Genomic DNA, 19,391 nt, shown 5'->3' on the forward strand with positions numbered 1-19,391 from the left:
GAAATATTTCAAAACAAAGCGGGAGGTTCATTTATGTACGCGATTGAAATTAAGAATTTAACGAAGACCTATGGCAATTCAAGGGGAATCAAGGATATAAGCTTCAATATAGAAGAGGGAGAAATATTCGGATTCATTGGTCCAAATGGTGCAGGTAAATCAACTACAATTCGAACGTTACTTTCGTTAATTTATCCTACAAGCGGCAGTGCTAAAATATTTGGAAAGGACTGTGTACAGTTTGCTCCAGAAATAAAAAAAGAAATTGGTTATTTGCCTTCTGAAGTTTTTTACTATGACAATATGAAAGTGATGGATTTGTTAAAGTACTCAGCTAGTTTTTATAAAAAAGATTGCATGAAACGAATGAAAGAATTAGCTGAAGTAATGGACCTCGATTTAACGAAGAAAATTGATGATTTATCTTTAGGGAATAAAAAGAAGGTAGGGATTGTACAAGGATTACTTCATGAACCGAAGTTAATCATATTGGATGAACCGACAAGTGGTCTCGATCCTTTAATGCAACAAAGATTTTTTGACTTATTAGAAGAAGAAAACAAAAAAGGGGCAACGATTTTATTTTCATCTCATATTTTAAGCGAAGTTCAGCGATTATGTGATCGAGTTGCAATTATTAAAGAAGGTGAAATTGTTACAGTAGAAAAAATAAGCACATTACAAGATAACAATTACAAACGATTTAAAATAGATAGTCAAAACGGAGTAGATGCAAATTTCTTTAATATGCCAGGTGTAAATAATATCTCGGTCAAAGGTAAAACGATTAGCTTTATCTATAAAGGCAATATAAATATTGTATTAAAGAAAATAGCGGAAATCGAAATTGAAAATTTATGGATAGAAGAGCCTGACCTGGAGGAAATTTTCTTACATTATTATGAAAAGGAGGCCTAATAAGCAATGAATATTTTTTTACACGAATTAAAAGCTTATCGGAAATCCACTTTCATTTGGACGGCTTCTTTAATGGCAATTGTTGTTTTTTTCTTATCTCTATTCCCAGCTATTGCAAAGGACTATGTAGAATTCTCAAAAGTGTTGGAGGGTTATCCAGAAGGGGTAAGAAAAGCACTTGGACTTGAGATTGAGAGTTTTGGGAATGTTTTAGGGTTTTACTCCTATGTATTTATTTATATTTCTCTTTGTGGTGCGATTCAAGCGATGGTTTTAGGTACTTCAATTATTTCAAAAGAAGTACGTGAAAAAACAGCAGATTTTCTTTTAACAAAGCCAGTTACTAGAACAAAGATTATGACTTCAAAGATTTTTGCAGGTGTTGTTTCTTTAGCGATTACAAATGTATTTTATTTAGTAACATCTATTATGATGGCTCAGCATGTAAAAACGGATGCTTTTAGTAGTAAGTCAATGATTTTACTCTCTGTGTCGTTGTTTATTATGCAGCTACTATTTTTGGGAATAGGCATTTTCATATCAGTTGTATTTCAAAAGATCAAAGCAGTACTATCCATTTCACTTGCTATTGTTTTCGGATTTTTTGTAGTTGGAATGATAGTGGCTACTGATGAAAGTAATGCCAAACGTTTTCTATCACCTTTTAAATATTTTGAACCGAAATATATAATTGCTCATTCAAAATTTGAATCACAATTTTTAATTGTATCGATTGGAATTATTATTCTATCAATCTTTTTAAGCTATGTGATTTATAAGAAAAAGGATGTTCACGCGGTATAGGAGGGAGGATGAATATGAATCTATTTTTAAGAGAAATGAAGACATATCGCAAATCGATTATATTTTGGTGTATTGGAATCGTCTTTTTAGTAGGTAGTGGAATGGCAAAATATAAAGCTACAGCTTCCAATGGACAAATAACCGACCTTTTTAATCAAATGCCGAAATCACTTCAAGCGATAATGGGCTCAGGAGCACTTGATTTATCAAAGGCAAGCGGCTATTTTGGCATTTTAGTTTTATATTTATATTTAATGGGAACAATTCATGCGGCAATGCTGGGCGCTAATATATTTGCTAAAGAAGAGCGAGATAAAACGGCAGAGTTTTTATTTGTAAAACCAATTTCTAGAATGAAGATCATAACTTCTAAATTATTGAGTGCTTTAGTAAACATCCTTATTTTTAACGGTATTACGTGGATATCCAGTGTACTAATCGTAGGAAAGTATAGTAAAGGTGAGGATGTAAATGGTGATATAGCAGTGGTAATGATCGGGATGTTTATTTTACAACTATTATTTTTAGTAATTGGTTCGGCTATAGCTGCAGTTTGTAAAAATTCCAAAAAGGCTGCTTCTTATGCAACTGGTATTCTATTAATCACATTTATACTATCTATTGCAATTGATTTGAATGATCGGATTAGGGGGTTAAAATTTTTTACACCGTTTAAGTATTTTGAAGCGAAAGATATGATGTATGGTGGAGGATTTGATGGGATTTATCTAACTATTTCGATCGGATTAATTTTAATATTAATCATAGTCACATATGTTTCCTATAAGAAACGGGACTTACATTTGTAAGGAAAAAAAATTAAATGAAGAAAAAATTGTGTCAGAATCTAAGATAGGGATATTTAGGATTTGTTGACACTTTTTTTATTAAAAATTATATTCAGAAAATATTGACATATATTATTAATCGCAATACCTTTAATATAGTAGGTTATTTCTTGCAAGGGGGTAAAACGAGGGGATGTTTCAACCAACAAAAGAATTTGCAGAATTTCTAGATCAAAAAGATACATTATCAAAATATCGTAGTGAGTTCTATTTACAACCTAATACAATTTATTTAGATGGAAATTCGCTAGGACTTCTTTCTAAAAGAGCAGAACAAAGTTTACTAGATTTATTAGATTCATGGAAGACACTTGCAATCGATGGATGGATGCAGGGTGATCATCCATGGTATTATTTTGCAGAAAAATTGGGAGCATTAAGTGCACCGCTAGTTGGGGCAAAAGAGAATGAAGTAATTGTAACCGGTTCAACGACTACAAATCTTCATCAATTAATTGCTTCTTTTTATCACCCTAATGGTCAAAAAACGAAAATATTAGCGGATGAATTAAATTTTCCGTCAGATATTTATGCTATTCAAAGTCAATTAAAATTAAAAGGCTTCGATCCAGAAACTCATTTAATTCAAGTGAAAAGCCGAGATGGTCGAACGATTAGAGAAGAAGATATTATTGGAGCGATGACTGATGAAATTGCCTTAATTATACTTCCTACAGTTTTATACCGTAGCGGACAATTATTAGATATAGAGAGATTAACAAAAGCTGCACATGAGCGTGGAATCATAATCGGTTTTGATGGATGCCATTCTGTTGGCGCAATCCCTCATCAGTTCCATGAATGGGACGTGGATTTTGCTTATTGGTGTAATTATAAGTATTTAAATAGTGGACCAGGTGGAGTGGGAAGCTTATTCGTTCACGAAAAACATTTTGGTACTATGCCTGGTTTAGCTGGTTGGTTCGGTTCAAATAAAGAAAAGCAGTTCGATATGAAGCATGAATTTGTTCCGTCTGATACAGCTGGTGCTTATCAAATCGGTACCCCGCATATTTTAAGCATGGCACCGCTTGTTGGCTCACTTGAAATGTATAAAGAAGCTACAATTGAGAAAATTCGTGAAAAGTCTTTACACAGTACAGCTTATTTAATGAACTTAATCAATGAAGAATTAAGCGAATTCGATTTTACAATTGGTAATCCACTCGAGGATACAAAACGTGGTGGACATGTTTGTCTTGAACATGATGATGCAGCAAGGATTTGTAAAGCATTAAAGTTAAATGGGATTGTACCTGACTTTAGAGCACCAAACGTAATCAGACTAGCACCGATTGCATTTTATACTTCTTATGTAGATGTTTGGAATAGTGTACAAATCTTAAAGAAAATCATGGTTGAGAAACAATATGAACAATTTAAGAATGAACGAGAAATCATCGCTTAGGAGGTGTATGTGAATGACATTAATTGATATTTCAAGAAGGCTGGAAGATGGTATGCCTGTATGGCCAGGTGATACGAATTTTTCATTCCAATTAAGTTGGACAAAAGAGGAAAGTGGCTCTGTTAATGTTGGGAAGTTAACTTTCAGTACCCACACAGGAACGCATATAGATGCGCCATTTCATTTTGATGAAAATGGTAAGAGAGTCATAGATTTAGATCCTAATTTATATGTAGGGAATGCAAAAGTAATCGAGCTAATTGAAGTAGATTGTATTAAAAAGTCAGATTTAGAAGCTTTTCAATTCGATGGTGTTGAACGTTTATTAATTAAAACAAATTCATGGAAAAATGATAGCGTTTTCCCAGAAAGAATTCCACATATTGAAAAGGATGCAGCAGAGTTTTTACATGAAAAAGGCGTTAAGTTAGTTGGAGTAGATGTACCTTCAGTAGATCCACTTGATAGTAAAGAACTAAAAGCACATCATGCTCTTCATCATGCCGGTATTCATATTCTCGAATCGATTGATTTAAGGAATGTAACGCCAGGTGAGTATGAACTTATTGCATTACCGCTACCATTAACAGATGCAGATGGTAGTCCAGTAAGAGCAGTTTTACGTAAATTAGTTTAGGGGGAAAAGGGAAATGACACAAGAGCAAAAAAAACTGACAGATTATGAGAAGTATATTCGAACAGAAGAATTATTAAGTTTACAAAAATCTGAGGAAGAATTATTTTGCCCAGATGAATTAACTTTTCAAACGGTTCACCAAATTGCTGAGTTACATTTTAAATTAATCATTCAATCTATTCATTTTGCAGATAAACATATGCGTGCTAAAGAGATTACGAAAGCAACACATCACTTACAACGAATTAATAATCACCTAGTACATTTACCAGCAGTTTTTGATATGGTAAAACTAGTGAGCCCAAGTGATTATCATATTATTCGTTTAGCTCTAGGAAGAGGTAGCGGTCAAGATTCTCCAGGTTTTAATGAAATCTTAAGATTAGGTCCAACACTTTGGCAGCCTTTTAAAGATTTATTAGATGAAAATTTACTTACACCTGTTCAATTACATCAAGATGCGGCTAAAAACTTTGAGTTATTCCAATTAATGCAAGAATTAACTTGCTTCGATGAAAGATTCCAATCATTCCGCAGACTGCATATTCAACTTGTTCGTCGCATGATTGGGATGAATACTAAGAGCTTAAAAGGAGTACCAGCAGAAGCATTAGAGCGTGCTGTACGATTTGAATTTTATCCAGAATTATGGCAAACTGTTTGTGACTTAACAGATTTAACAGGATCAAGTTATAATCCAAAGCCACTATAATTATATAGGTAAAATAGGAAAAACAGATTCGAGTATTCGATTCTGTTTTTTTTTACTTAAAATGGAAAATTTGCATTATGGGTATGATAAGCCCATAAGATTTTTTATTAGGGCGGGGTGATTTCATGGAGAAAAATCTTCAAAAGCAATTAGACTTTGCTGCTTTTTTAAGTGTTATTTCCTACTTAGTTCTCGCAAGTTTAAAAGTACTTATTAGTTTTTATACAAATTCTAGTGCTCTTTTAGCTGATGGACTTAACAATGTGACTGATATTGGTGCAACATTGGCTGTATTGATTGGAATAAGAATCGCAAGAAAACCGAGAGATTTAGACCATCCATATGGACATTCAAGAGCAGAGCAAATAGCTACTTTAATTGCATCTTTTATTATGGTGTCAGTTGGTTTACAGGTTATTATTGAAAATATGCGTTCACTTTTCGTTGGAGAATATGAGACACCAAATAGACTAGCAGCTGTAGTGGCATTTGCTTCTGGGATTTTTATGTTTGGCATTTACTTTTATAACAGTAAAGTTGCCAAGAGAACGAATAGTAAAGGGCTCGAGGCATCAGCAAAAGATAATTTTTCCGATGCATTAGTTAGCTTCGGTACAACGATTGGTGTACTAGGTGCTTCAATTGGTTATCCGATTATCGATCCAATCGCGGCCATTTTAGTAGGTGTGATCATTTGCAAAACAGCATGGGAGATTTTTTATGAAGCAAGCCTCCTACTAACGGATGGATTCGATCCAGAAGAAATGAATCTCTTTACTGAAACCGTGGATAAAGTACCAGGTGTACATAAAGTTGTAGACTTAAGAGCTAGAATGTACGGAAATACAACAATCGCAGATGTAGTCATTGAAGTAGATGGCGGAATAGATGTGAGTAAAAGTCACGGTATTACAGATCAAATTGAAAGAATCTTAAACGAACAACATGGTATCAAATATACTCATATCCATGTTGAACCATTAAGGTCTGGGAGTGTAGGTAAGGAATAAAAAAACGGGAAGGGGAACGGAAAAGAAATTAAACTTTTTCGATCCCCTTTTCTATTTAATTCATGTCTTGCTTAATAAATACGATGAAAGAGATTAGTAATGCTGATAGTCCCCATATTGATAAATTCATAAGAGAGAATTGCATGTTTAATCCCTCGATGGAAGGGAGTTGGCCGGCTAAGTAGTCAGTAAGGCCAAGGTTTACACTAAAAAAGTATTTTGCCCCTGACCATGATGTAGCAAGTCCGCTTAAAACGCTTCCTGTTATTAAAGCGGCTAGCATAATGCCCATTGCAGCGGGAGTAGTCCGAACTAGTACGGATACCATAAATGAAAGAGTTCCAATGATCATACAAACAAACCATGCTAGTCCAAAGGCCATTATGATGTATTGCCATTGGGGAATTAGCTGAACTGAGTCAGTTAATAACTGGTTATTTTTGATGACAAATCCTGTTAACACAGGTACTGTCCATCCTTTAAAACTGAAAACAAATCCTGAAATGACATATGCTAAAACGCCATATAGAACGAGAAGAAATGAGATTAATAAACAAATTGATATGTATTTACTTAGTAAGACCTTCCATCTTTTAATCGGACGGGTTAGTAGTATTTTGATCGTACCGTCGCTTCGTTCACCAGATATCATATCGATCGTGATGACCATGACCAATAATGGTAACAGTAGCCATCCAATACTTTGTTCAATTAATTTTCGGATAAATGTAGGTGCACCAGGTGTAGTAGGATTGATGTCGTTATCCAAATAATATTGCTCTTGATCGATTTGAACCTTTAACCAACTTTTCCATTCTTCAGGTATTCCTGATGAGTTCAATCTATTTTGTTGGTCGACTATTTTTTGTTGAAGAGCTACTTTCCAATTATCAGTACCAAGTCTTTTAATTGTTTCTTCGGTTTGCTGCAGTTGAGCATAAACAAAAATAGGGATTAACACTGCTAAAATAAAAAAGATAACAAGTATTCTTCTTTTCCTTACCATTTTTTCAATTTCGTTAAAGACGAGTCTAATTAGTTCAGCCACGAACTTCGCCCCCAGTCATTTCCATGAATAAATCTTCCAATGTTTCAGACATTGTTTTAACGCCATTCACTTGAATATCACCTGCTACAAATTGTTGAATGACCTCATTAATTTTGAGAGGCGACATTCGGCACAGTATAAGCTCATCTTTTACTAATATATCTTGAATCGTAGAATCTTTTTTTAATAAATCTAGCGCTTTTTGAATTGGAGAAACACGCCATTCAACTCTTTCAGCAGCTTCTTGTACTAATTCTTTTACTGTTGAAACTCTAACCATTTTCCCTTTATTTATAATACCTACTCGATCACAAATCATTTCGATTTCACTTAATAAATGACTTGAAATAAATACACTTATATTTTGCTCTTTTACAAGCATATGAATAAATTCACGTAATTCACGTATACCGGCTGGATCTAATCCATTAGTTGGTTCATCTAAAATAAGAAGTTTTGGGCTACCAAGTAATGCTTGAGCAATCCCCAATCTTTGTTTCATTCCAAGTGAATACGTTTTTACTTTTTCATGAATTCGATCAGTTAATTTTACTAAATTAACGACATCGCTTATTTTTTTATCATCTTTAATTCCTAACATTCTCGCAAATTGATTTAGATTTTCCCATCCGGTTAAATAACCATATAATTCTGGATTCTCTACAATACATCCAATTTGTCGCATCGCTTCTTTGAAATGAGTTTTAATTGGATAACCAGCGATTTCAATTGTGCCTTTTGTTGGTTTGATTAATCCAACTAACATTCGAATAGTTGTTGTTTTTCCAGCTCCATTTGGGCCTAGAAAACCAAACACTTCCCCTTCATACACTTCAAATGAAATTTGATCGACTAGTACTTTTCCTTTAATGCTTTTTGTAACACCTTCTAATTTTAGAACTTTATTCATTCGTCTCACCTCGAAAGCTGACTTCCTATTTTACTACTTAGGCGATTTGCCATTTCAATATATCCATCTTTGTTCGGATGGAAATGATCGGTGTATAAATATTTCTTTTCCTCATTAAAAAATAAATCGAATGTAGGAATGACGTATGCATTATTCGTTTGAAGCACCGATAATTCGAGTAAATTATTCCATCTCGATACAAAGCTTGACGATGTATCTAAACCTTGTACATTATGAAATGGATTATAATAACCAAACGCGTAAATAGATGCTGAAGGATTTTTTTGACGTATTCCTTTAATAATGGATTGTAGATTATTTTTAAACGTTTTTTCATCTGGTCGATATGTCTTTAAAAATTGTTCGTTTAGTTGATTAGCGCCAGGAAATAAATCATTACTTCCAATGGAAAGAACGATTATGTCGGCAGAACCAATCGTTTCTTGTATATTTTTTTTCTTAAAATCGTTAAGTAAATTTGCTGTTTTCGCACCGCTAACCGCTAAATTAGTAATCGTTGTTGATTGTTTATATTCTTTTTGAAGAATGGTTTTTAATCTTCCTACATAACCTGTACCTTCGTCATCACCGACACCACGCGTAAGTGAATCTCCTAATGCAACAATTTTCAGTGTATTGTTTTTATGAACACTGTCATTTTGATTATTTTTTTGTGGATTATTATTTACGATTAGTTTGCTTTTTTGAGGATTTAAAACTGTATAAGCACCTTTTACGAAGCCATATGATAATAAAAGAAAACATAGTAATGAAATGAACATGATAAATCGAACAAAATGATTGTATTTCAAATTTTACACCACCAAAAAAGGAAAAATTTTCTTTATAAAATCATTATTACCATAATAAAATTAGTTTTGCACGAAAAAACCTGTCCACAAAAAAATGAGGACAGGAGATTAGGGTTACGAGACCCGTTTTAATTCTTTTACTTCTAATTTTTGTTCATTATTCAAGAAGTAATATGCCACTCCAACACCAACTGAACCACCAATAATATTTCCTAATGTAACAGGAAGTAAATTATGGTATACATCACCAAACGTAAAAGGCACATCGTGAGGCAGAATAAATGATAATGTAAAGACAGCAATATTTGCGATACTATGTTCATAACCAGAGAAGAAGAAAGCAAAAACTAATAAAAAGATCAGGAGCATTTTTGCGAAATCATCTTTGAATCTTGTAGGTAAAAAACAAGCAAGACAAACAAGCCAATTACATAGAACACCTTTAAAAAATAAGGTTGAAAATGATGCGTGAATTTTATGGTCAACTACACTTGTTAAAAAATGATTAGCAGGAAAATCTTTTGCTAAACCTGTAAAAAAATAAATAATCGCAAAAATAAATGCACCAATGATATTACCGGCGTAACATGCAATCCAGTTTTTCACTAAATCTTGTTTTGTAGTTTTTTTAGCTAATGTAGAGAAGGTAAAATACATCGTATTACTTGTAAATAATTCACCACCACCATAAATAATCATAATTAAAGCTGTAGAGAAAGCGAGTGGATAAGCGACTGTTGAAAATGGTGAATTTTGCAATCTAAATAATTCAGCTAATTTTAAACAAACGATCAGAATAAAGCTTATATAAATAGAAGCTAAGGCAGCACGAGTTAAATATTTAATTAAGCTTTGGTCCAGTATTTTCTTTTTTTTAAGAGCTAAATCAATACAGTATTTTATACTAACTTGTTCCAAATTGTTTCACTCCCTATGTACTTTTTGTTTCACACAAACATAGTATACAAACAAAAAATGATCGTAAGTTTGTGAAAATATGAACAAATTATGAAAATGCACAGATAGATACGCTTTATTATTTATACTTTACATTTTTTAATAATCATCTAAATAGTGGTTGAAGATATAATATAATCTCATAGTAAACAGTTTTAGGTAAAAAAAGGAAGATTCAACTTAACAATAATATGGAGAGGTGATTTCGTTTGGAAAATGAATTTGAAGGAAAATTTGATGCGTTACTAAAAAAATATACGGAATTGTTATTAGGAGATTGGTCTGAGGAAAAACAGGCAAAAGTGGAAAAGTGGGTTATGTATACATACATATCAAAATCAATGCCCGCATTAGTAAAACATTGGAATGATACATATCCGCAAGCTAAAGATGAAGTTGTTCATTTAATAAAAGAAATAAAAACGCTAAATGACCAGCATAGAGAAGCTTTAGCGAATAAAAATAAACAATAAATTTTATCCATAATTTTCAAAGATGACGGCACCTATTAATTATGATAATATAATATCAAGTAAGGGCATACATTTTTCAATAAACAAAATTCGACAAATTATTAAAAAATTGTTTTAACAAATTTCATTAGATGATACATTAGTAATAGATAGAGAGAAAAGAATAGTTAAATTTTTGGGGGTAGAGTAATGGAACAAGTTATGAAGAATGCTTTTTTATTTATGTCTAAAAATAAGTTTTTAACTAAAATGGCTAAAAAGTATGGCCTAAGATTTGGTGCAGCTCGTTTTGTTGCAGGCGAAACAATCGATTTAGCTACAAAAGTTATTAAGGATTTAAATAAAAAGAATTTAAAAGTAACAATTGATTATCTTGGAGAGTTCGTAGATACAGTTGAAGAAGCAAATGAAATGGCTGATCACTGTATCGAAGCAATTGAGGCGATTGGAAAAGAAAAATTAGATTCACAATGTTCTCTTAAAATGACTTCAATGGGACTTGATATTTCTGACGAGCTAGTTTTAGCAAATATGCGTCGTATTTTAGAAGCAGCTAAGAAAAGTGGCGTATTCGTTACAATCGATATGGAAGATTTCTCTCGCTGTGAAAAAACAATTCGTATCTTTAAGCAATTAAAATCAGAGTACGATAATATTGGAACTGTTATTCAAGCTTATTTATACAGAACTGAAAACGATATTAAAGATTTAAACAGTTTAAAACCAAACTTACGTCTAGTAAAAGGTGCTTATAAAGAGCCTGCAGAAGTAGCATTCCCAGACAAAAAAGATGTGGATGAAAACTTCAAAAAAATCATTAAAATGCACCTATTAAACGGTAACTTTACTGCAATTGCTTCACACGATGAAGCAATGATTGAGTATACAAAACAATTAGTAAAAGAGCATAATATTCCTAACGATCAATTTGAGTTCCAAATGTTATACGGAATTCGTACAGAGCGTCAATTAGAACTTGTTAAAGAAGGATATAATATGCGAGTTTATGTTCCTTATGGTACTGACTGGTACGGTTACTTCATGCGTCGTCTAGCAGAACGTCCTGCAAACGTTGCATTCGTATTAAAAGGTATGTTCAGTAAATAATTATTAAAATTAAAGAGGCTAACTAAAAAGGATTGAGTGAGGATCCTTTTTAGTCAGCCTTTTTCTCTTTATACAGGATTTTCTTGTGATAAGTAGTTAGTAGTAAAACAACATTATTCATATAAATGATTGAATATGTAAGGTCCTAGTTTTGCTATTAAATTTGAGTGAAAATTGCTTAATGACCCATATTTTTTTTACCGTACTGCTGATTGTTACTTTGTCTACCTTTTTCTTCTCTTTGATCTCCATGACTTGCATTACCTTGAACACTTGCTGCACTAACTCCACCCTTTGATGGATTTCTTTCACGTTTCATATCTTATCACCTCCATTTCTTAGACTAACCTATTTAAATAAACTTATTAGTAAAAAAATGGAGTGTAATAAAAAAAGCAGAGGAAGAATATTAATCGTAATAAAATTTTTTGTTAATTCGAACTTTTTGTTTATTGCGAAAAATAAGAATTTATCATATAGTGGAAGTAGAGGGCTCATTGATAATGGATTGTTTTATCCAGAAAGTGAATGAGTATTCATTCAAAGATATGAGGAGGAGAAATGCATATGATCCAAAAAATTAAAAAAGCCGCTGTACTCGGCTCAGGTGTGATGGGATCTGGTATCGCTGCACACTTGGCAAACATTGGAATTCCAACATTATTACTTGATATTGTCCCAAGAGAACTATCTGAGGAAGATGCTGCAAAAGGTCTAACTACCGACTCCAAAGAATTTCGTAATCGATTTAGTCAAACGGCTATTCAGAAATTATTAAAACAAAAGCCAGCTCCTCTTGCATCTAAGAAAAACTTAACGTTAATTCAAGCAGGTAACTTTGAAGATGACATGAGTCGTTTAAGCGAAGTTGACTGGATTATTGAAGTAGTTGTTGAAAATTTAGCAATTAAAAAACAAGTATTAGCTAGTGTTGATGCGTACCGCAAACCAGGCTCAATCGTGAGCTCAAATACATCAGGTATTTCAATTGAAGCTATGTCTGAGGACTGTTCGGATGACTTCAAGAAACATTTCTTAGGCACTCACTTTTTTAACCCACCACGTTATTTAAAATTATTAGAAGTTATTCCTACTAAACATACATCTGAAGAAGTACTTACATTTATGAAAAGTTTTGGAGAAGACGTTTTAGGCAAAGGCGTTGTATTAGCAAAAGATACTCCAAACTTTATTGGAAATCGGATCGGAACTTATGGATTACTTGTAACTGTACAAGAAATGCTAAAAGGCGGATACAGTGTTGGAGAAGTTGATTCAATTACTGGTCCAATGATTGGGCGCCCTTCTAGTGCTACATTCCGTACATTAGACGTTGTTGGATTAGATACATTTATCCATGTTGCAAATAATGTTTATGAGCTTGTAGAAGGTGAAGAAAAAGAAGTATTTAAAGTTCCAGAATTTATGAAGGAAATGGCAAAGCGTAATTGGCTTGGAAGTAAGTCTGGGCAAGGATTCTTCTTAAAACAAGGTAAAGAAATCTTAGAATTAGATCCAAGCACATTTGAATATGGAGAAAGAAAAAGCTTGAAAACAGCTTCAACTGAAAGCATTAAGCAAGTTAAAGGCTTAGCGAATAAATTGAAAGCGCTTGTATACGCTGATGATCGTGCAGGTAATTTCTTATGGAGCATTATTAGCCCAGTATTAGTGTATTCAGCTGAATTGTCTGATGAAATTTCTGATAACATCGTCGGAATTGACCAAGCAATGAAGTGGGGATTTGGCTGGGATTTAGGACCATTTGAAATTTGGGATGCTATTGGTGTATCTAAATCGGTCGTACGAATGGAAAGCGAAGGCCTAACTGTACCAAATTGGGTTAAGAATATGATCGATAGTGGAAACGAAACATTTTATAAAAAAGACAATGGAGTTACTAGATTCTATCATAATGGTCAATATGAAGAGCTAGTAAGAAATGAAAAAGAAGTTAAGTTAAGTGTTTTAAAAGAGCAAGGTCGAATTATTAAACAAAATTCAGGTGCAAGTTTAATTGATCTTGGAGATGGAGTTGCATGTTTAGAATTCCATACAAAAAGCAATGCAATAGGTATGGATATTACACAAATGATTAACTTCGCAGTTGATGAAGTTTCAAAAAATTATAAAGGCTTAGTTATTGGTAACCAAGCTAAAAACTTCTGCGTTGGTGCTAATTTAGCAATGATATTAATGGAAGCGCAAGATGACAACTATTTTGAAATTGAAATGGTTGTTAAAGGATTCCAACAAGCAATGATGAAAATTAAGTATTCAGATAAACCAGTAGTTGTAGCTCCTTACGGTATGACACTAGGTGGTGGTACTGAAATTTGTTTACCAGCAGCTAGCGTAGTTGCTTCTTCTGAAACTTATATGGGCCTAGTTGAAGTTGGAGTGGGCTTAATCCCAGGTGGGGGCGGTAGTAAAGAGCTTTACATTAAACAATTAAAACAGTTTCCAGAAGGTGTTGAGTTTGACCTACAAGCTCTTGCAAATCGTGTATTTGAGACAGTTGCAATGGCAAAAGTATCGACTTCAGCTCAAGAAGCATTTGAAAATGGTTTCTTAAATCATGATGATCGCAAAGTATTTAATGCAGATCACTTAATTTATGAAGCAAAACAACGAGTACTTGAGTTATATGAAGCAGGTTATAGCGCTCCGATTCGTGAAAAAGTACCGGTAGTAGGTGAGTCTGGTTATGCAACTTTATTAGCTGGTGCAAACTCAATGTACTATTCTGGCTATATTAGTGAACATGATTTAACAATCGCTAAAAAATTAGCGTATGTAATTGCAGGTGGAAAAGTGCCATTTGGAACGTTAGTTGACGAAGAGTATTTATTAAATATTGAACGTGAAGCATTTATAAGTTTAATTTCTGAAATGAAATCTCAAGCGCGTATGCAACACATGCTTGTAAAAGGAAAACCGTTACGTAATTAATCGAAAGATGGAGGGAAGAACATGAGAGAAGCTGTTATTGTAGCGGGTGCGAGAACACCTGTAGGTAAAGCGAAAAAAGGATCACTAGCAACAGTTCGCCCAGATGATCTAGGGGCATTGGTTGTAAAGGAAACATTAAAGCGTGCGGGTAATTATGATGGTCCAATCGATGATATTATTTTTGGTTGCTCATCCCCAGAAGCTGAACAAGGATTCAATATGGCACGTAATATTGGAGCGTTAGCTGGATTACCTCATTCAGTTCCAGGAATTACGGTGAACCGTTATTGTTCTTCAGGTCTACAAAGTATTGCTTATGCAAGTGAACGAATTATGTTAGGTCATTCTGAAGCTATTATTGCGGGCGGAGCAGAGTCAATGAGTTTACTTCCAATGGGAGGACATGTTGCTCGTTTAAATAGTAGATTAGTAGAAAATGCTCCAGAGTACTATATGGGGATGGGGCATACTGCTGAACAAGTTGCCAATCGCTATGGCATTTCAAGGGAAGACCAAGATGCTTTTGCAGTACGTAGTCATCAGCGCGCAGCAGCGGCTATTAAAGAAGGGCGTTTTGTTGATGAAATCGTACCAGTGGATGTAACGCTACGTACAGTTAACGCAAACAATAAATTAGAAGAAAAGAATTTTACGTTCTCTCAAGATGAGGGTGTTCGTGAAGGTACATCTTCTGAAGTATTAGCTAAATTAAGACCAGCATTTAATGTGAGAGGTTCAGTAACGGCTGGAAACTCTTCGCAAACAAGTGATGGGGCAGCAGCAGTATTAGTAATGGATCGCGAAAAAGCTGAAGCCCAAGGACTAAGTCCATTATTAAAATTCCGTTCTTTTGCAGTTGCTGGAGTAGCTCCAGAGGTTATGGGGATTGGACCAGTTGAAGCAATTCCAAAGGCTCTTAAATTAGCAGGATTAAGCTTATCTGACATCGGAATATTTGAATTAAATGAAGCCTTTGCTTCTCAATCAATTCAAATTATTCGTCATCTAGGTCTTGATGAGGACCGTGTAAATGTAAACGGTGGGGCGATTGCATTAGGGCATCCACTTGGTTGTACTGGTACTAAACTAACTTTATCTCTATTACATGAGATGAAACGTCGCGGGGAACAGTTCGGAATTGTAACGATGTGCGTTGGTGGCGGAATGGGTGCTGCCGGAGTATTTGAATTAGTTTAATAGTTGTACGAAATAGATTGTTAGAATCATGTCTTCAAACTAGTAAATAGATAATAGGAGGAATTAACGATGGAAAAAACAATCGGTAACTTACTTAAAGGCGGCAGCTTTTTAACAACAGAAGTGACTTTTGATAAAGTTTTTACACCAGAGGATTTTACAGATGAACATAAATTAATTGCAAAAACAACTGAAGATTTTGTAATTAATGAAGTTTTACCTGAACTAGAATATTTAGAGCAACACGAATTTGACCGGACTGTAAGATTATTAAAACAAGCTGGTGAGCTTGGTTTATTAGCTGCAGATGTGCCAGAAGAGTATGGTGGAATTGCTCTAGATAAAATTAGCTCAGCATTAATTACTGAAAAAATTTCACGTGGTGGTGGATTTTCACTTTCTCAAGGCGCACACGTAGGAATCGGTACACTTCCAATCGTATTATTTGGAAATCATGATCAAAAGCAACGTTATTTACCAGGTTTAGCATCAGGTGAGAAATTTGCAGCATATGCATTAACTGAACCAGGTTCAGGATCAGATGCATTAGGAGCAAAAACTGTTGCTAAATTAAATGCTGAAGGAACTCACTACATTTTAAATGGTGAGAAACAATGGATTACAAACTCTGCTTTTGCAGATGTATTTATTGTATATGCAAAAATTGATGGCGAGCACTTCTCAGCATTTATCGTTGAAAGAGATTATGAAGGTGTTTCGACTGGTCCAGAAGAAAAGAAAATGGGTATTAAATCATCTTCAACTCGTACTTTGATTTTAGAAGATGTAAAAGTTCCAGTAGAAAACTTATTAGGTGAAATTGGTAAAGGTCATGTTATTGCATTTAATATTTTAAATATTGGTCGCTATAAATTAGCTGTAGGTACAGTTGGTGGATCAAAACGTGCTTTAGAATTATCTGCAACATATGCTAATCAACGCCAACAATTTAAAACACCAATTGCTAAATTTAGTTTAATTCAAGAAAAATTAGCGAATATGGCTACTAAAATTTATGCAAGTGAAAGTTCAGCGTATCGTACAGTAGGACTTTTTGAGGATCGCTTTAGTCAATTAACGGAAGAGCAAGCAAAAGATCCAAAAGCAGTAGCAGCTGCTGTAGCAGAATATGCGATTGAATGTTCATTAAATAAATTCTTCTGTTCAGAAGTATTAGACTATGTAGCTGATGAAGGAGTGCAAATCCACGGTGGATATGGCTTCATGGCTGAATATGAAATTGAGCGTATTTACCGTGATTCTCGTATTAACCGAATCTTTGAAGGTACAAACGAAATTAACCGATTAATTGTACCAAGCACTTACCTTCGAAAAGCAATGAGCAAAGAATTGCCATTACTTCAACAAGCTCAACAAATTCAAGAAGAATTAATGATGTTAATGCCTGAAGAAGTTGGCGATGCTCCTTTAGAACAAGAGAAATATTTAGTTCGCAATGCGAAGAAAATCGCAATCATGATTGCAGGTTTAGCAGTTCAAAAATTCGGTAAAGGATTAAGTAATGAACAAGAAATTCTAGTAAATATTGCAGATATCGTAAGTAATCTTTACGCAATGGAATCGACAGTTCTACGTACTGAAAAAGCAATCAATAAAGTAGGCTTAGAAAAATCTAACCAAAAGTTACTTTATACTCAGGTATTCTGCCAAGAAGCATTTAATGAAATCGAAGCTCACGCAAAGGAAACACTTGTTGCTGTAGAGTCTGGTGATACTTTAAGAATGATGACTTCAGCACTTCGTAAATTTACACGTCATACGCCTGTTAATGTCATTGCGAAGAAGCGTGAAATTGCAGCAAATGTTTTAGCTGAGGAACGTTATACTGTTTAAGAATAGAAAAACTGCCGATCTGTTGATTGGCAGTTTTTTCTTCCTGAAGCCCTATTTCGAGGGTTCCTTAACAAAATCAAATAACTTTATATTTTCTATTTATCTTAAATAGATAAGGATAATTTTGCCATAACTTGTGCCATACTAGTATAAGTTGAGTACTCTTTTAAAGGGAAATCAATGGTTTAGGAAATTACGTTTAATTTTAAAAAGTATTTACGGTTTTTGTATAAAACTGTCGAAAAACACGAATATTCTACTGGTTTAGTGTGATGAATATTGCTATAATGTTGTTGGAACTAACTTATTACAGAATTTTCGAACGGAACTATTTTAACTCGCTTATTCCCTGTGATAAAATAGATTTTGGGAGGAGTTGCTAAAATGAGTATTATTTTTTATACATATCCAAAATGTGGAACTTGTCGAAAAGCCGCTTCTTGGCTTAAAGAACATAATATTCCGGTTGAAGCAATTGATATTACATTAAATCCACCTTCAAAGGAGTTACTTGCTGATGTTTATAAAGCAAGTGGAATTTCTATAAATAAATTATTTAATACAAGTGGCGTTAAGTATCGTGAGCTTGGGTTGAAGGATGTTATTCCAACAAAAACTGAGGACGAGCTATTAGAACTACTAAGTTCAGATGGTAAATTAATTAAAAGGCCTCTACTTTTTGATGGAGAAAAAGCTACAGTTGGTTTTAATGAAGAAGTATTTGAAAAGGTTTGGTTATAAAATAACTATATAATTTAAGGTAATTAATCAGAGGAGGATTTCACAATGTCAATTCCAAATGAACTACGTTATTCAGAAGAACATGAGTGGGTAAAAGTTGAAGGTAATAAATATTATATCGGTATTACTCATTTCGCTCAATCAGAGCTTGGAGATATCGTATTTGTTGAACTACCAGAAGTAGGCGATGAGCTTACTGTTAATGAGCCATTCGGTAGCGTTGAGTCTGTAAAAACAGTATCTGAACTATATGCTCCAATCAGTGGTAAAGTAATTGAAGTAAATTCTGATCTAGATGAAAATCCTGAATTCGTAAACGAATCTCCATACGAAAAAGCATGGATGGTAGTTGTTGAAGCTACAGACGCTTCTCAACTTGATGAGTTAATGACTGCTGGTCAATACGAAGAAATGATCAATCAAGATTAATTATCTAAAAAAGCGTCCTTTTGGGCGCTTTTTTATTTTGAGTGTATAATAAAAGTAATAAAGCTTAACTTATTTACATAAAACATAATTTAAAGGGACATTTTCATTAAGGGAAAAAAAGGAAACAACAAAGAGGAAATCGAATATACTATATACAAAAGATTTTTAGTCAAAAGTTTTTGAGTCCTATACATTAGGTGATGCCCAGTGAATATTGAAGATCAAAGAAAAGTTATCATTGTCGAAGGTACTACTGATAAGAGAAAGATACAGACGATCATAAAGGAGCCTGTTGATATTATCTGTACGAATGGTACAGTTGGTACTTCAAAGCTAGATGAGCTTGCTGAAATGTTAGATTTAAGAGAAATCTATGTGTTAGTAGATGCAGATGAGGCCGGTGAAAAGCTTAGAAGACTGTTAAAAAGAGAATTTCCACAGGCAGAGCATCTGTACATTGATCGAAGTTATCGAGAAGTGGCAACAGCTCCGAGTCAACATTTAGCTAGTGTATTATTAGGGGCGGATATTTTAGTATTTACAGATTATTTACGTACAAATTAAAAAGGAATAA

20 protein-coding genes are annotated in these 19,391 nt (G+C 33.8%); 15 read left to right on the plus strand and 5 right to left on the minus strand.

What is annotated here, in order from left to right:
• The first annotated feature begins 33 nt into the window (after window positions 1-33).
• The 7 genes from ACSBO6_RS02385 to ACSBO6_RS02415 all read left to right on the plus strand — a co-directional run bounded on the left by ACSBO6_RS02385 (window position 34) and on the right by ACSBO6_RS02415 (window position 6,337).
• Window positions 34-918 (plus strand): ABC transporter ATP-binding protein, encoded by an 885-nt coding sequence (locus ACSBO6_RS02385; protein WP_498844097.1) that lies wholly within the window; start codon window positions 34-36, stop codon window positions 916-918.
• Window positions 919-924: 6 nt separating this feature from the next.
• On the plus strand, window positions 925-1,722 hold the full coding sequence (locus ACSBO6_RS02390; protein WP_098845669.1) for a DUF2705 family protein: 798 nt from the start codon (window positions 925-927) through the stop codon (window positions 1,720-1,722).
• Window positions 1,723-1,736: 14 nt separating this feature from the next.
• Window positions 1,737-2,531 carry an ABC transporter permease subunit gene (locus tag ACSBO6_RS02395; protein WP_498844098.1) on the plus strand — a complete coding sequence of 265 codons (795 nt, stop codon included), beginning with the start codon at window positions 1,737-1,739 and terminating at the stop codon, window positions 2,529-2,531.
• Between the two features lie 172 nt (window positions 2,532-2,703).
• Window positions 2,704-3,978: a kynureninase gene (gene kynU / locus ACSBO6_RS02400; RefSeq protein ID WP_498844099.1), complete on the plus strand. Its 1,275-nt coding sequence runs from the start codon at window positions 2,704-2,706 to the stop codon at window positions 3,976-3,978.
• Window positions 3,979-3,991: 13 nt separating this feature from the next.
• The gene (kynB, locus tag ACSBO6_RS02405; RefSeq protein WP_098845672.1) at window positions 3,992-4,615 is read left to right on the plus strand and encodes an arylformamidase; all 624 of its coding nucleotides are present in this window, start codon (window positions 3,992-3,994) and stop codon (window positions 4,613-4,615) included.
• A gap of 13 nt (window positions 4,616-4,628) precedes the next feature.
• On the plus strand, window positions 4,629-5,327 hold the full coding sequence (locus ACSBO6_RS02410; RefSeq protein ID WP_098845673.1) for a tryptophan 2,3-dioxygenase family protein: 699 nt from the start codon (window positions 4,629-4,631) through the stop codon (window positions 5,325-5,327).
• 125 nt (window positions 5,328-5,452) lie between these two features.
• A complete protein-coding gene (locus ACSBO6_RS02415) occupies window positions 5,453-6,337 on the plus strand; it encodes a cation diffusion facilitator family transporter (RefSeq protein ID WP_098845674.1) in 885 nt (294 codons plus the stop codon).
• A 55-nt stretch (window positions 6,338-6,392) separates the two neighbouring features.
• Here ACSBO6_RS02415 and ACSBO6_RS02420 read toward each other — a convergent pair whose 3' ends face one another.
• From ACSBO6_RS02420 to ACSBO6_RS02435, 4 genes are all read right to left on the minus strand, one after another.
• Window positions 6,393-7,352 carry an ABC transporter permease gene (locus ACSBO6_RS02420; protein ID WP_286138294.1) on the minus strand — a complete coding sequence of 320 codons (960 nt, stop codon included), beginning with the start codon at window positions 7,350-7,352 and terminating at the stop codon, window positions 6,393-6,395.
• A gap of 25 nt (window positions 7,353-7,377) precedes the next feature.
• Complete coding sequence (locus tag ACSBO6_RS02425) at window positions 7,378-8,295, minus strand: ABC transporter ATP-binding protein (RefSeq protein ID WP_498844100.1); 918 nt, start codon at window positions 8,293-8,295, stop codon at window positions 7,378-7,380.
• A 5-nt stretch (window positions 8,296-8,300) separates the two neighbouring features.
• A complete protein-coding gene (locus ACSBO6_RS02430; RefSeq protein ID WP_286138289.1) occupies window positions 8,301-9,107 on the minus strand; it encodes a GDSL-type esterase/lipase family protein in 807 nt (268 codons plus the stop codon).
• 114 nt (window positions 9,108-9,221) lie between these two features.
• Window positions 9,222-10,025, minus strand: a complete 804-nt coding sequence (locus tag ACSBO6_RS02435; RefSeq protein ID WP_098845677.1) for a formate/nitrite transporter family protein — start codon at window positions 10,023-10,025, stop codon at window positions 9,222-9,224.
• A 248-nt stretch (window positions 10,026-10,273) separates the two neighbouring features.
• Between ACSBO6_RS02435 and ACSBO6_RS02440 the strand changes: the two genes are divergently transcribed.
• Window positions 10,274-10,537: a DUF2573 family protein gene (locus tag ACSBO6_RS02440; RefSeq protein ID WP_098845678.1), complete on the plus strand. Its 264-nt coding sequence runs from the start codon at window positions 10,274-10,276 to the stop codon at window positions 10,535-10,537.
• A gap of 189 nt (window positions 10,538-10,726) precedes the next feature.
• The gene (locus ACSBO6_RS02445; protein WP_098845679.1) at window positions 10,727-11,644 is read left to right on the plus strand and encodes a proline dehydrogenase family protein; all 918 of its coding nucleotides are present in this window, start codon (window positions 10,727-10,729) and stop codon (window positions 11,642-11,644) included.
• A gap of 178 nt (window positions 11,645-11,822) precedes the next feature.
• Here ACSBO6_RS02445 and ACSBO6_RS02450 read toward each other — a convergent pair whose 3' ends face one another.
• The gene (locus ACSBO6_RS02450) at window positions 11,823-11,963 is read right to left on the minus strand and encodes a YuzL family protein (protein ID WP_098845680.1); all 141 of its coding nucleotides are present in this window, start codon (window positions 11,961-11,963) and stop codon (window positions 11,823-11,825) included.
• 251 nt (window positions 11,964-12,214) lie between these two features.
• Here ACSBO6_RS02450 and ACSBO6_RS02455 point away from each other — a divergent pair, with 251 nt between their 5' ends.
• The 6 genes from ACSBO6_RS02455 (at window position 12,215) to ACSBO6_RS02480 (ending at window position 19,381) form a co-directional block, all read left to right on the plus strand.
• Window positions 12,215-14,596: a 3-hydroxyacyl-CoA dehydrogenase/enoyl-CoA hydratase family protein gene (locus tag ACSBO6_RS02455; RefSeq protein ID WP_498844644.1), complete on the plus strand. Its 2,382-nt coding sequence runs from the start codon at window positions 12,215-12,217 to the stop codon at window positions 14,594-14,596.
• Between the two features lie 21 nt (window positions 14,597-14,617).
• On the plus strand, window positions 14,618-15,793 hold the full coding sequence (locus ACSBO6_RS02460) for an acetyl-CoA C-acetyltransferase (RefSeq protein ID WP_098845681.1): 1,176 nt from the start codon (window positions 14,618-14,620) through the stop codon (window positions 15,791-15,793).
• Between the two features lie 69 nt (window positions 15,794-15,862).
• Window positions 15,863-17,647: an acyl-CoA dehydrogenase FadE gene (locus ACSBO6_RS02465; protein WP_498844101.1), complete on the plus strand. Its 1,785-nt coding sequence runs from the start codon at window positions 15,863-15,865 to the stop codon at window positions 17,645-17,647.
• Window positions 17,648-18,031: 384 nt separating this feature from the next.
• On the plus strand, window positions 18,032-18,388 hold the full coding sequence (locus ACSBO6_RS02470) for an arsenate reductase family protein (protein ID WP_098845684.1): 357 nt from the start codon (window positions 18,032-18,034) through the stop codon (window positions 18,386-18,388).
• 45 nt (window positions 18,389-18,433) lie between these two features.
• Window positions 18,434-18,817 (plus strand): glycine cleavage system protein GcvH, encoded by a 384-nt coding sequence (gene gcvH / locus ACSBO6_RS02475; RefSeq protein WP_098845685.1) that lies wholly within the window; start codon window positions 18,434-18,436, stop codon window positions 18,815-18,817.
• Window positions 18,818-19,030: 213 nt separating this feature from the next.
• Entirely contained in the window at window positions 19,031-19,381 is a 351-nt protein-coding gene (locus ACSBO6_RS02480; protein WP_088014517.1) for a ribonuclease M5, read from the plus strand.
• Window positions 19,382-19,391 lie beyond the last annotated feature (10 nt).

It is taken from the genome of Bacillus sp. AL-1R (genome assembly GCF_052180195.1).
Taxonomy (GTDB): Bacteria; Bacillota; Bacilli; order Bacillales; family Bacillaceae_G; genus Gottfriedia.